11 protein-coding genes are annotated in these 13,373 nt (G+C 61.4%); 4 read left to right on the top strand and 7 right to left on the bottom strand.

The annotated features are described in order from the left end of the window. Nucleotides 1-344: 344 nt before the first annotated feature. The 4 genes from AC25BC_RS25410 to AC25BC_RS25395 are packed head-to-tail and all read right to left on the bottom strand — an operon-like array spanning nt 345 to nt 5,437. A complete protein-coding gene (locus AC25BC_RS25410; RefSeq protein WP_128438727.1) occupies nt 345-1,784 on the bottom strand; it encodes a coniferyl aldehyde dehydrogenase in 1,440 nt (479 codons plus the stop codon). A gap of 21 nt (nt 1,785-1,805) precedes the next feature. Then, complete coding sequence (locus tag AC25BC_RS25405) at nt 1,806-2,912, bottom strand: NAD(P)-dependent alcohol dehydrogenase (RefSeq protein WP_128438728.1); 1,107 nt, start codon at nt 2,910-2,912, stop codon at nt 1,806-1,808. Nucleotides 2,913-2,968: 56 nt separating this feature from the next. Then, nucleotides 2,969-3,793, bottom strand: a complete 825-nt coding sequence (locus tag AC25BC_RS25400) for a p-hydroxycinnamoyl CoA hydratase/lyase (protein WP_128438852.1) — start codon at nt 3,791-3,793, stop codon at nt 2,969-2,971. Nucleotides 3,794-3,850: 57 nt separating this feature from the next. Continuing rightward, a complete protein-coding gene (locus AC25BC_RS25395) occupies nt 3,851-5,437 on the bottom strand; it encodes an AMP-binding protein (protein WP_128438729.1) in 1,587 nt (528 codons plus the stop codon). Between the two features lie 200 nt (nt 5,438-5,637). On the opposite strand from AC25BC_RS25395, the gene AC25BC_RS25390 reads away from it, so the two are divergent. Together AC25BC_RS25390 and AC25BC_RS25385 are read left to right on the top strand one after the other, a co-directional pair. Then, the gene (locus AC25BC_RS25390) at nt 5,638-6,123 is read left to right on the top strand and encodes a MarR family winged helix-turn-helix transcriptional regulator (protein ID WP_128438730.1); all 486 of its coding nucleotides are present in this window, start codon (nt 5,638-5,640) and stop codon (nt 6,121-6,123) included. A 123-nt stretch (nt 6,124-6,246) separates the two neighbouring features. Beyond that, nucleotides 6,247-7,653 carry an adenylate/guanylate cyclase domain-containing protein gene (locus AC25BC_RS25385; protein ID WP_128438731.1) on the top strand — a complete coding sequence of 469 codons (1,407 nt, stop codon included), beginning with the start codon at nt 6,247-6,249 and terminating at the stop codon, nt 7,651-7,653. A 386-nt stretch (nt 7,654-8,039) separates the two neighbouring features. Here AC25BC_RS25385 and AC25BC_RS25380 read toward each other — a convergent pair whose 3' ends face one another. After that, nucleotides 8,040-8,432, bottom strand: coding sequence for a hypothetical protein (locus AC25BC_RS25380; protein WP_487778573.1), 393 nt, complete (start codon nt 8,430-8,432; stop codon nt 8,040-8,042). A gap of 284 nt (nt 8,433-8,716) precedes the next feature. Further along, the gene (locus AC25BC_RS25375; protein WP_128438733.1) at nt 8,717-9,067 is read right to left on the bottom strand and encodes a hypothetical protein; all 351 of its coding nucleotides are present in this window, start codon (nt 9,065-9,067) and stop codon (nt 8,717-8,719) included. A gap of 119 nt (nt 9,068-9,186) precedes the next feature. Between AC25BC_RS25375 and AC25BC_RS25370 the strand changes: the two genes are divergently transcribed. Beyond that, a complete protein-coding gene (locus AC25BC_RS25370) occupies nt 9,187-10,557 on the top strand; it encodes a transposase (protein WP_128438734.1) in 1,371 nt (456 codons plus the stop codon). 212 nt (nt 10,558-10,769) lie between these two features. On the opposite strand, the gene AC25BC_RS25365 is transcribed toward AC25BC_RS25370, so the two are convergent. Further along, nucleotides 10,770-11,669, bottom strand: coding sequence for a helix-turn-helix transcriptional regulator (locus AC25BC_RS25365; protein WP_128438735.1), 900 nt, complete (start codon nt 11,667-11,669; stop codon nt 10,770-10,772). 266 nt (nt 11,670-11,935) lie between these two features. Between AC25BC_RS25365 and AC25BC_RS25360 the strand changes: the two genes are divergently transcribed. Further along, the gene (locus AC25BC_RS25360) at nt 11,936-13,369 is read left to right on the top strand and encodes an aldehyde dehydrogenase (protein WP_206642374.1); all 1,434 of its coding nucleotides are present in this window, start codon (nt 11,936-11,938) and stop codon (nt 13,367-13,369) included. The last annotated feature ends 4 nt before the right edge of the window (nt 13,370-13,373 follow it).

Here is a 13,373-nt window from a genome sequence, read left to right as displayed (position 1 = left end):
GCGTCTCCCGGCCGGTCGGCAGCAATGCGATGACAGGAAAGCAGGCGTCCGCCCCGACGATTAGGTATGGGCAGAGAGGCCCGCTGCCAGATTTGGCAACATCTATGGAAAGGTCATGCTCCAGCACGGCAAGAGACATCATGTCCGCAACGCCCTGCGGTTCAACGCCTAGCAGCCGCTGCATAAGGTATATTTAACAACAGCATCCTCTGCGTCGGGATACATATCCCAATGACACAATATACCGTTATCCGGATAAGCCTGCGCAATCGGGCCGTTGCAAGCAGCCATCCCATGCCGCCAGCAGCCGCGGCTGCCGACGGCATCGTCCAACGCTTCTTCGACTACTTGCAGATCGCCGCCGCCAAGAAGCCACGCATCGCATCGCCATAGGGCGGCCGCATCATGTATTCCGCTTGCACCATCCTGCTCTGGTGATAGACGGCGCGCGGATGCGAGAAGGCGAGGAAGCCGAATTTGCCGTGATAGGAACCCATGCCCGAATGGCCGACGCCGCCGAAGGGCAGGCCTTCCGCCGTGACGTGGCTCATGCAGTCGTTGACCGTCACCCCGCCGGAAGTCGTATTGTCGAGCACGCGGGCCTCCTCCTGCTGATCCTGGCTGAAGTAATAGAGAGCGAGCGGGCGCGGCCTGGCATTGATACGATCGATGACGTCGGCGATATCGCGATAGGGAAGGACCGGCAGCACCGGTCCGAAGATTTCTTCCTGCAGCACGCGCATCTCTTCCGTGGGATCGAGTATTAAGGTCGGAGGCATGCGGTGGGCCGATTGCTGGGAGAAATTCTCTGCCGCCGGGTTGATCTCGACGATCCTCGCGCCCTTGGCCCTGGCATCGTCGATCAGGCCCTGGATGCGGGCGTGGTGGCGAGCATTGACGATCGAGGTGTAGTCAGGATTTTCCTTCAGCGCCGGATACATCGCGCCGACCGCCGCGACCGCGTGGCCGGCAAAGGCTTCGACGCTTTCCTCGGGCACATAGACATGATCAGGTGCAAGGCAGATCTGGCCGGCGTTCAGCGTCTTGACGGTCATGACCCGGCGCGCCGCGTCTGCGAGGTCGCCCGAGCGGCCGACGATGACGGGCGACTTTCCGCCGAGCTCCAGCGTCAGCGGCGTCAGGTTTTCCGCCGCCGCGCGCATGACATGATGGGCGACCGCGGTTCCGCCGGTGAAGATCAGGTGGTCGAAGGCAAGGGATGTAAAGGCCGTGCCCGTCGCCGGTCCGCCCTGAACGACTGATATTTCCGTTTCGTCGAAGGCCCCGGCAATGAGTTCCGCCATCAATTCGGCCGAGGCCGGCGTCACCTCCGACGGCTTGATCATGGCGCGGTTGCCGGCGGCGAGAATGCCGGCAAGCGGCGCAAGGGCGAGCTGATAGGGGAAATTCCACGGGCTCAGGATCCCGACAATCCCCTTCGGCTGATAGACCACTTCGGCCACGGCGTCCGGGAACAATGCCTCGTGCTGCTCGGGCTTCAGCCATTCGACAAGATGGGCCTTGGCGTATTTGAGCGAACCGACACAGGTGAAGACATCGAGAAGCAGGCTCGCCTCGACGCTGCGGCTGCCGAAATCCTCCGACAGGGCAGCGGCGATTGCATCCTTATGATCGACAAGAAGGGCGATGACGCGGTCGATGCGATCGATGCGGGTGTCGATGCCCGGCGGGCCATCCCTCAGGAACGACGCCCTTTGCCGGCCAAGCAGCGCCTTCATGACATCGGGGCTGGTATCGGTGGCGATTGGGGTGACGGTGTTCATTGTTTCCTCCCTTGAACGATGTCAGACGGCCGGCTGACGCACGACCGGTTTCAGCACGATGCCCTTTTCCGAATCCTCCACCGCCTGGTTGATGTCGGCGAAATCATAGAAGGTGATGAGCCTGTCGAACGGGAAGCGGCCCTGCCGATGCAGGTCGATCAACAACGGGATCAGCACGTCGGGATTGGAATCGCCCTCGACGATGCCGCGGACCCGGCGCCCGCCCGACAGGATATGGGTGAGGTCGAGCGTCAGCGTTGCGCCATGGGGCGAGGCCCCGACGATGCCGCAGGTGCCGCGCGGCGCCAGCACCCGCACGCACTGGTCGATGACGGCGGGCACGCCGGAGGCATCGATCGAATAATCGACGCCAGCGCCGGTCAGCGCCATGATCGCGGCAACCGCGTCGCTCGCCTTGCCGTTGATGATGTCGGTCGCGCCGAGTTCCGCCGCAAGCGCCAGCCGCGTCTCGTTGACATCGACGGCGATGATCCGTGACGCGCCGACGATCCGCGCCGCCATCACGGCGGCAAGCCCGACGGAGCCCATGCCGAAAACCGCGAGCACTTTTCCTGGTTCGATCTTCAGCGCGTTCATGACCGCACCGGCGCCGGTCTGGATGCCGCAGGCGAGCGGCCCGAGCAGCGCTAGGTTCGCTTCCTTCGGCACTTTCACGATATTGCGCTCATGGCAGAGCGCATGGCTGGCAAAGGAGGATTGCCCGAAAATATTACCGTGAACCCGCTCTTCCTCGCATGAGAGCCCGCTCGAACCATCGGCGCGCGCACCGAAGAAGTTGCGCGGGAAGAATTCGTGGCAATAGCTCTCCTCGTGATCGTTGCAGCTCGGGCAATGACCGCAGGAATTGAAGGTCATGACCACGTGATCCCCGGGCTTGACCTTGGCAACGCCCGGCCCGACACGCTCGACGATGCCGGCGCCCTCATGACCGAGCACGACCGGCTGCGGCACCGGCAGGTGCTGGTCGCGCATGACGATATCGGTGTGGCAAACCCCTGTTGCCACGACGCGAACCAGGATCTCACCCTCGCGCGGCTCCTCCAGATCGAGCCTTTCCAGCGAAAACGGCGTATGGGGCGCACGCGCCACCGCGGCATGGATCTTCATTGCTTTCCTCCTCCAGATGATCGGCTCGCAAACGGCCCGGCATGTCGGGCCTGTCCTCAGCGGCCGCGCTTGTAGGCGCCGAGCCCCGGCTGATAGGTCTTGTCGTCGAGGAACTGCTTCAGCCCCTCATCACGCCCCTTGGTCTTGTCGAGAAACAGCATCTGCTCCAGCTTGGCGTAGATGTAATCGTCGGCGAGATCCCAGGGCAGGTTGCGCACGCGCTTGTAGGTGTCCTTAGCGGCCTTCAGCGTCACCGGGTTCTTTTCGAGCAGGCTGGCGCAGATCTTGCGGACCCGGGTTTCAAGCTCCGCCAGCGGCACGGCCTCGTTGACGAGACCCATTTCCGCGGCCTTGCGCCCGCCGAACAGTTCGCCGGTCATGATGTAATAGAGAGCGTCGCGATGGCGCATCACTTCGGCGACCGCGCGGGTGACGTTGCCGCCCGGCAGAATGCCCCAGTTGATCTCGGAGAGGCCGAAATTCGCCTCCTCGGCGGCGATGGCGAGATCGCAGGAAACGAGCGGGGTGAAGGCGCCGCCGAAGCACCAGCCGTTGACCATGGCGATCGTCGGCTTTTCGAAATACATCAGCCGGCCCCACCAGTTGCCGGACTGGCGCCGCGCCTTCAGCGTGACGTCACGCGGCTTGTCGTCATTGTCGCGGAAATATTCCTTCAGATCCATGCCGGCGGACCAGGATTCGCCGGCGCCGCGCAGGACGAGAACGCCGCAGCGCTCGTCGCCCTCGAGCTCGTCGAGCACCTCGAGCATCCGGGCATTCAGAGCCGGGTTCATCGCATTGCGCTTTTCCGGACGGTTGAGGGTCACGAAGGCGATGCCGTTGTCGAATTCGACCAGAACCGGCGATTGCCTATCATTCATGTTCTCTTCAGTCATGAGGTTACTCCATGTGTTTCGGCGTCAATGCCGGGGGCCGCTTCACAGGGCCTGTCGTTGAGGGGTTTCGTCGGAATGGAACTGGCGCAGGACATGTTTCTGCACCTTGCCGGAGGCGGTGCGGGGAATGGCCTCGACGAAGAGGATGCGCGCCGGGCGCTTGAAGGCGGCGAGCCTTGCCGCGCAATGGCCGGCGATCTCATCGCCCGTTGCCACGGCACCCGGCCGCAGCACGACATAGGCGAGGCCACATTCGCCCCACCTGATATCGGGAATGCCGACGACAGCGGCATCGAGAACATCGGGATGACTTGCGAGCGCTGCTTCGACCTCGGCGGGATAAACATTCTCGCCGCCGCTGATGTACATGTCCTTCAGTCGGTCGACGATGCGATAGAAGCCGTTCGCTTCGCGTCGGCCGAGATCGCCGGTGCGGTACCAGCCGTCGGTGAAGGCAGCAGCGGTTTCCTGAGGCTTGTTCCAGTAGCCAGGCGTCACCGCCGGCCCGCGCAGCCAGAGTTCGCCGATCTCGCCTTCATCAACCTCGCGGCCGTCCTGGCCGACGATGCGAATGTCGAGCAAGGGTGCCGGAAGACCGACGCTGCCGGGATTGTCCTGCACGGCGCGCCGATCGATCGGCACGTGCAGCGCCGTTCCGGCCTCGCTCATGCCATAACCGTTGACCAGCGCAACGCCGTCATCGAGATAGCTTTCGATCAGCGCCTGCGTCAGCGGCGCGCCGCCGACAAAGAGCGCATGCAGGCCGGCGAGCGCCGCGGCGCTGTAGGCGGGATCGTTGCGCAAGGCGAGCGCGATCTGCGGCACGGCAAAATAATGGGTGATGGCACGCTGCCGGTCGGCAAGGGCTGCGAGTGTGCGCGCCGGCGTGAAGCGATCGGAGACGACGAGCGTGCCGCCCAGCATCAATGTGGTTCGCGCCACCGCGATCAGGCCGATCGTGTGGAAGAACGGCAGATCGCACAGGGCGACGGATCTCGGCCCGATCTCTCCGACGACGGAAAAATTGATCGCGGCGAAGAAGGCGTTGCGGCGGGTGATGACGACACCTTTCGGCTGTCCCGTCGTGCCCGAGGTGTAGAGAAGGACGCAGGGGCCGTCGGCATCGGCGGACAAGGGGGCGGCTGGAAGGCTTGCCTCGATCCGCGCGGCGAGCCCGGCCGGGCCGTCGGCCGTCGATATCACCGCCATCTCGGGATCGACGCTCGCAAGGCTGGCGACGGTTGCCGCGAACTCCTCGTCGTGAACGAGCAGAACCGGCGCGCAATCGGCAAGGATCGGCCGAAGCTCGGCGGCGTTGAGGCGCCAGTTGAGCGGCACGTAGATGGCGCCGGCACGCTGGCAGGCAAAGGCAAGCACGATCGAATCCATCGAGTTGCGCGCCAGCATGGCGACACGCGCGCCATCGCGGCGCGCTCCGAGCACATCGCTGAGGAAGCCGGTGCAGCGGGCGATCCGCTTATCGAGCTCGGCATAGGTGAGCTGCCGGTCGGTGGCGATCTCGAACAGAGCGGGACGGTCCGGTGCGACGCGGGCGCGGTAAAGGATCGGATCATCCGTCACCAGTCCGCAATCCGCCGACGAAGCCATCCCGGAAAAGGAATGCGCCATTTTCTCCTCCCATGCCCACCGCTCCCCGCGGCCGGCATCAAATTTGTATGCAACACATACTAATATCTTTTTCCTGTGATGCAAGAGGCTGTTTAAAGCAAATCCGATCGCGCGAATGGCGCGAGGAAATCCACACTCCGGATATTGACTAACCCGCTGATTTTGATGGTTATGGCGCCTGGACGAGGCGAGAACGAACGATGGCGACAAAATCACCGCAGGACGATTTCGACGGCGAAGATGCGCCCGCGACACCGGGCCTCGACGTCGGCCGGCTAGGCGATCTGCTGGGATTTCATCTGCGCATGGCCCATGTCGCGGTCTATCGCGATTTCGCCGAAACCATGGAGGAGCTGGCGCTGACGCAGAAGCAGCTGGCGGTGATGGAACTCGTCGCCGGCAATCCGGGCGCATCGCAGATCGACCTTGCCAATACGCTCGGCACCGACCGGGCGACGATGATGGCCCTCGTCAACCGGCTGGCAGCCCGCGACCTGATCGAGCGCCGCCCCTCCGCGGCCGACCGCCGCCGCCAGGAACTTCATCTGACGAAGGCGGGACACGGAATGCTCGCCCGGGCGCGTGAGCTGATCGATAGGCACGAGCAGCGTTTCATCGAGCTGTTTTCGCGCGACGAATTGGATGCGCTGCTGACGGCGCTGAAGCGGATATACAAGGGGAAGTGAAACCCGCCTTCGCTTGGGAAGCAAGCAGCATCCAAGCCTTTAGATTTCTATTGGGTAACCCCCGTGTTATGATCCCCATCCTGGCGTCGTCCGCCGTGGGTTCTGCACACGGAGACTTGTCTCATGAGCGAAGTGGACGTACTTTTTGCCTCCCTGCGACAGGCGGCTGACCCGCAGACGGTCGAGTGCATCGAAAACGTCGTCACGCATGGCTCGGATCGCGAGCTCAATCGCATCAATGCGCTCGCTTTCGCCGATAAGCATGATCTCGACCAAGAGAAAACCATCGCCGCGTTTCTCCATGCAGCCCGCATAGGCGCATTCGAGATGACGTGGAATGTCCTTTGCCCGGGATGCGGCGGCGTCCTCGACAGCGGCGCAACCCTCAAAACCGTCGTCCACGAGACGTACCATTGCGCGCTCTGCGCCGCCGGATACGAGCCGACCCTCGACGAGATGGTCGAGGTCACGTTCACGGTCAGCCCGCGCGTGCGCAGGATTGCCGGTCACGATCCCGATCGGTTACCGCCGCTCGAGTACTACCGGCAGATCTTCTTCAGTTCCGGCGTCGACCTGCCTGACGATCTCGAAGCGAGGTTTTCACGCATCCAGCTGGAGATGATTGAGTTGGCTCCGGGCGAAAAGGCCTTCGTCTCCCTGCAACTGCCGGCGCAGTTCGTCATCATTTTCGATGCGGTGACACACTCGGCGCAGTTCATCGACGTGCAGGGTGAGCCGACCGACGAACGTCAAACCCTCTCTATGATCATCAGCCGAACGCATGCGCTGAACGAAACGCTGACCCTGCGCCCCGGCTCACTGCGGCTCACCCTCGAGAACCACACCGATCGCAGAGTGGTGCCGAACGTCTGCATCGCGGGAGACGAACTGCACGACCTCTTGGGCCGCAGGCGGCCTTTCCTGACAGCCAAGCGTCTGCTGACGAACCAGAGCTTCCGCGACATCTATCGGACCGACACACTCGACGTCGACCAGCGCCTCAAGATCACCAGCCTGACCTTCCTCTTCACCGACTTGAGGGGCTCCACCGCGCTTTACGAACGCGTCGGAGATCTTGCCGCTTTCGATCTGGTGCGAGCGCATTTCCGGGTTCTTCACGAGATCGTCGCCACCGAGGCCGGAGCAGTCGTCAAGACCATAGGCGATGCCGTGATGGCCACCTTTCCGAGCCCGGACCGCGCGGTGGCGGCGGCACTCAAGATGCGCGAGGCGATGCTTCGGTTAAATGCCGAACACGGCAGCGACGACCTTCTCCTGAAGATCGGCATTCATGAGGGACCATGCCTCGCAGTCAACCTCAACGACCGGCAGGACTACTTCGGCCAGACCGTCAATATCGCCTCCCGCGTCCAGGGCCTTGCCGATCCCAATGTGATCATGACCACGGAGGCAATCGTCGAGGATGCCCAGGTTTCAGAAATCCTCCGCGACAGCGGCATCACATCGGCCTCCCGAATGGCGGAGCTCCAGGGAATCGGGCGCGAGGTGAGGATTTTTGCGCTGTCGTGAGCTTGCTCTTCTCTTCAGCCTCGAGCCACCTTCAGCGGTTTCCGCTAAGGGGCCAAAGCGGGCAAAACGGTAGGTCGGGAGGGAGCGCCCACCATCACCTAAAAAGCCTTAAAAACCGTCTGGGATGGTTAAGGGGACACGATGTCTCCCTTTAGTGTCTCCGCATTGCATAGGCTCATTGAGCAGGCAACAGCTATACGCACACCTAACCGCGCTGCGGACATCAGGTAGGCAGCGCCTAGAGGCGAAGACGAACGGTCAACGGCTTTGGATGGAGATGCACGCCAAGCATTATGGGGGCAATTGACAGAATCCGGCCCGCTGTACGCGTAGTATCCTGCGGATGAGATGGAGCCTCTAATTCCCTATCCTTGATATCGCAGCCTTTAGTTGCAAAGGTTTACGCCATCCTTGACGATCACTGCCCATTTAGGACCGAGTACTTCGCGAGCGGACACTGCTTGATTGCTGCCCGGCTCGCCGTCCTTGAACATCACCACGCCAATAGACTGGTCGTGTGAGCCGCCATAGATGATCGGGCCCGGCGTGTAAGTTGTCGTCGCATTGACCGTGCCATAGCCACCATAGGAGTTTATTGTGCCGTAGGTGTTGTAATGTCCTGGCATCTGAGTTGCCGTTACGTTGCTTGCTGCCGCCGCAGACGTGATGATGTAACGATCATAGCCCGCCTTGATGGTCTCGACGGCAGCCTGCTTCTGTGCAGCCTTCGCCGCCCCCACGCTGCCGCACATCGGCTCTGCGCTGGTCTGAATTATCATTTGGTTCTTGGACACGCGCATAGTGCTAGACTGAACGCAGGAACTCAACAGCACGGCGAAAGCCGAGACCGCAACAGTTGTTCTAAACATAAATTTCCCCCAACCTAAACGCGTGCACAATGCCCGGATACATCAACAAGTCAACGGGTTGGTCCGACTAACTGTCCACACTACCTAGCGTTGACATCTGAAAGTATTCGAAAAATTATGGGCGATGAGAGATCGTCCACCATCCGCTGATTGTTTGAGCGTCCGCTTTTGGCGGATACCGTTGAAAAACTCACCTAGACGTCATTGGGCCAGTAAGCCTTGAAAAGCGGATGGGACGCGAAGATGGTTTCATAGTCGGGATAAGCCATGCCCAAAACCGTCAAGTTGATCTCTCCGCAAGTTTCGTTGAAGTCCTCAAGGGTAACACCCTGGCATTCTAGCATGCCGTATTGGTCCGAGCGTGCTGAAAGGTCGCGGCGAGCGTCGAGATCGCTATAGTCTCCGTCAATTACATATGCATGGAGGCGTGCTTCATACTCTGAGCCGGGCACAAAACGTCCTCCAGCAACACCCATTGGCGGATCAATCGGTTCAAGGTCAGCATGTCCGATGATGGTTTCCTGGCAAAGAATATTGACTCTCATGGCTTCATCTCGATGGTTGCCGCTTTGCTCAAAGCCCTGGCGTTAAAAGCAAGTATTGCGATTGCTACCATAAGATGCTCGTGATTCAATCGTCGCATTGATTTGCGGAGGATTGAGCGATGATGGGATGTCAGGCGGCTCCGGCCCAGCTATTCTACGATTTCTGCATTGATGATCATGTCCCCGCCGACCACATGCTGCGCGGGATCGACCGCCATCTCGAACTCGACAGCGTTCGAGCGCAGTTGAAGCCTTTCTACAGCACGACGGGCCGCCCCTCGATTGATCCCGAGCTGATGATGCGGATGCTGATCATCGGCTATTCCATGGGCATTCGCTCGGAGCGGCGGCTTTGCGAAGTGGTTCACCTCAATCTCGCCTATCGTTGGTTCTGCCGCCTCGGTTTGGATGGAAAGGTCCCGGATCACTCAACCTTCTCGAAGAACCGCCACGGCCGGTTCCGGGAGAGTGACATCCTTCGACATATGTTCGAGACTGTGGTGGAGCGCTGCCTTGCGCAAGGACTGGTCGGCGCGGAGGGATTTGCAGTCGATGCCAGCCTGATTGCAGCGGATGCCAACAAGCAGCGTTCTGTACCGGGAACGGAGTGGGAGGCCAAAGGAGACGCTGGCCGCTCGGTACAGGAATATCTGGCTGTTCTCGATGATGCCGCTTTCGGAGCTGCCTCGCCGGTCACGCCGAAGTTTATCTCCCCGTCCGATCCGGCCGCCCCATGGACCGGTGCCCACAAAGGCCATGCCTTCTTCGCCTACGCGGCCAATTACCTGATCGATACAGACCACGGCGTCATTCTGGATGTAGAGGCGACACGGGCAATCCGCCAGGCGGAGGTCGGAGCATCCCGCACGATGCTCGACAGGACGGAGAACCGCTTCGGCCTGCGGCCTGACTACCTCGCTGCCGACAGTGCCTACGGTTCCGCAGACAATCTCGCCTGGCTGGTCAAAGAGAGAAAGATCGCGCCGCACATTCCGGTCTTCGATAAATCGAACAGGACGGACGGCACCTTCTCCCGTTCCGACTTCACATGGGAAGCCGAGAATGATCGTTACATCTGCCCCGCGGGCAAAGAGCTGAAGCAGTTCCATCGAACCTATGCGACACCCAGGTCGGGGATCACGGCCGAGGGAACGCGACTTTATCGTGCCAGCAAAAAGGACTGTGATCGCTGCGAACTGAAGCCTCGCTGCTGTCCAAATATGCCGATGCGTAAGGTTCCGCGTGATCTCAACGAAGATGCCCGTGATGTTGCCCGAGCTATTGCCGTGACGCCGGAATACGAACAGTCCCGCCATCGGCGAAAGAAGGTCGAGATGCTCTTCGCACACCTCAAGCGCATCCTCCGGATGGCACGTTTAAGACTGCGAGGACCGTGCGGTGCGAGAGACGAATTCTTGCTTGCAGCAACCGCCCAAAACCTAAGGAGGCTGGCAAAGCTAAGGCCGCTACATAGCATCATTGCCGCTTGAGAGCGGCAATGATCGATACCTGCCCCGAGGCGCGGGGTTCAATGGCAGGTCTATCCCGCTCAGAGGTCAGGAATGAGCGGGTCAGCAACCAGTCCAACGAGTTTTTCAACGATATCGGCGCATCGCAATCCTACGCCGGCTTGGGATTCCAAGTCAGCATGATTTGCGATCCAGAACCGACAAATTCCAACTTTGCCCAATGTGCTCCAAGCCTAAGGCCAGTCGGCGTAGCCTGAAGACAGCATGCTGTTTCCCGAGCCGGCCGAAGCGCGGGCGATTTCGCGGTAGCTGGCGGGTGAAAGGCCGGTCTTGCGTTTGAAGAAATGGCTGAAATAGGTCGGGTCGCGAAAGCCGAGGCTGTCGGAGATTTCCTGGATATTGCGGGCTGATCGCTCCAATCTGAGCTTTGCCTCCTGCACCACGCGCTCATGCAGGAGCTGGATCGGCGAGCGGCCGAGCGCCCTTTGGCAGGTGGAATGCAGCCGGTCGGCCGTGACGCCCAGCTCCGCGGCATAATCGCTGATCGGCCGGTGCTGGCGGAAGCCGGCCTCGACGAGTTGCCGATATCGCTGCAGGATCGATCCCACTTCGCCCTGCCCGCGCTGCTCGTTTCTTTCGCTATCGGAACCGCGCCAAAGCGCCATCAGGATGAGCCTGATATAGGCGGATGCGACCATCCAGGAGGAGCGGGAGGGATCGCCGAGTTCCCGCACGAAGCCGGAGATCAGCGGACTGATTTCGGTAACCGTCAAGGGATCCAGTGCCTCGACCAGCTTGCTCTGTTCGGTGAAGATGCGCAGCGAATAGGATTCCACCTTGTCGCCGATCGCATCGACCATGATCTGCGGCGAAGCGCCGACCAGATGAGCCGCGGTTCCGGCTGATATCGACAGGTCGCATCGCGCCTGTGGCGGCAGGAAGGCGAGCAGCGGTCCGTGCAGCGGCCGATGTTCGCCATTCTCGAAGTGAAGTTCCCCGCTCCCCTCGCCGAGCAGAAGGAAATGATGGAAATCGGCATACAGCCCTTTTTGAAAACGGATGCGCCGGTGCGACAGCGACGGAGCGTGCCACTCGCCCCTGGCATAGTGATGAATCCCTCCGTCCGTCGCCAACGCTTCTCCTCCACTCCCAAGTCAAACAATGCTGATATCACCGGATAATTACAATATTAACCCAATAAATCGCATTCCATCCGTGCCAGATCGGCGTAACCTTTTCTCCATCAGCCTTTGGGAGGAGGCACTTCAACAGATGCAGGAACGGTCAGGCGGCCCTCGTGGCGCCGCGTCCGCTCGTTTTCTCCCATGGCAACAATGCGAGCGTCATCACGTGGAACCAACGCGTGGGGAATGGTGGAACGGTGTTTTCGGCAAAGCTGATGATCAACAACGAGGCGATGGATGCTTCCGAAGGGGCCACCTTCGAACGCAGCGATCCGTTGACCGGCGATGTCGCAACGATCGCCTCGGCAGGATCCGTTGCTGACATGACGAGGGCAGCCAATGCGGCAGCAGCGGCCTTTCCGAACTGGTCGCAGACCGGCCCGGGCGAACGACGCAGGCTCCTGAATGCCGCCGCCGACATCCTGGAGGCCCGCACCCCCGAACTCGTTGCCGCCATGACCGGTGAAACCGGCGCCACCGCGCAATGGGCGGCGATCAATTGCGGGCTCGGCGCGGATATTCTTCGCGAGGCTGCGGCGATGACCACGCAAATATCCGGCGAGATCATTCCCTCCGCCATTCCGGGAAGCCTTGCCATGGCGGTCCGCCAGCCGGCAGGCGTCTGCGTCGGCATTGCCCCCTGGAATGCGCCAATTATCCTAGGCACCCGCGCCGTCGCCATGCCGCTTGCCTGCGGCAACACCGTCGTCCTCAAGGCGTCAGAACTTTGCCCGAAGACCCATGGCCTGATCGGCGACATCCTGTGTGACGCCGGCTTTCCGCGCGGCGTCGTCAATGTCGTTTCCAATGCGCCGAGCGATGCCGCCGCCGTCGTCGATGCGCTGATTGCCCATCCGGCCGTGCGCCGCATCAACTTCACTGGCTCCACCCGCGTCGGCAGGATCATTGCCGAGTCCGCGGCAAGGCATCTCAAGCGCTGCCTGCTCGAACTCGGCGGCAAGGCGCCGTTCATCGTCCTTGCCGATGCCGATATCGATGAGGCGGTGCGTGCGGCCGCCTTCGGCGCCTTCATGAACCAGGGCCAGATCTGCATGTCCACCGAGCGGATCATCCTGATGGACGAGATCGCCGACGGCTTCGTCGGCAAATTCCGCACCAAAGCCGCAACCCTCGTCGCCGGCAATCCCAAGGACGGCAACACGCCGCTCGGCACGCTGATCAACACTGAGGCCGTCCGCCGCGTCCGGTCGCTCGTCGAGGATGCCCTGCAAAAGGGCGCGGTTCTCGTCTGCGGTGGCCAGGCCAACGGCACGCTGATGGACGCGACCGTCATCGATCACGTGACGCCTGCCATGCGCATCTATCGCGAAGAGAGTTTTGGACCGGTCGCGGCGATCGTCCGGGTCGGCAGCGTCGACGAGGCCGTGACGGTCGCCAACGACAACGAATACGGGCTGTCGGCCGCCGTTTTCAGCGCCGACGTCAATGCAGCGCTTGCCGTTGCCATGCGGCTCGAATCCGGCATCTGCCACATCAACGAGGCGACAGTTTCCGACGAGCCGCAAATGCCCTTCGGCGGCGTCAAATCAAGCGGCTACGGCCGCTTCGGCGGCAAGGCGGCGATCGATGAATTCACCGAGCTCAGATGGATCACCATGGCCTCGGCAAAACGTCACTACCCGATCTGAATCG

It is taken from the genome of Rhizobium sp. WSM409, assembly GCF_057653825.1.
This window is presented reverse-complemented; position numbering and strand designations above follow the sequence as displayed.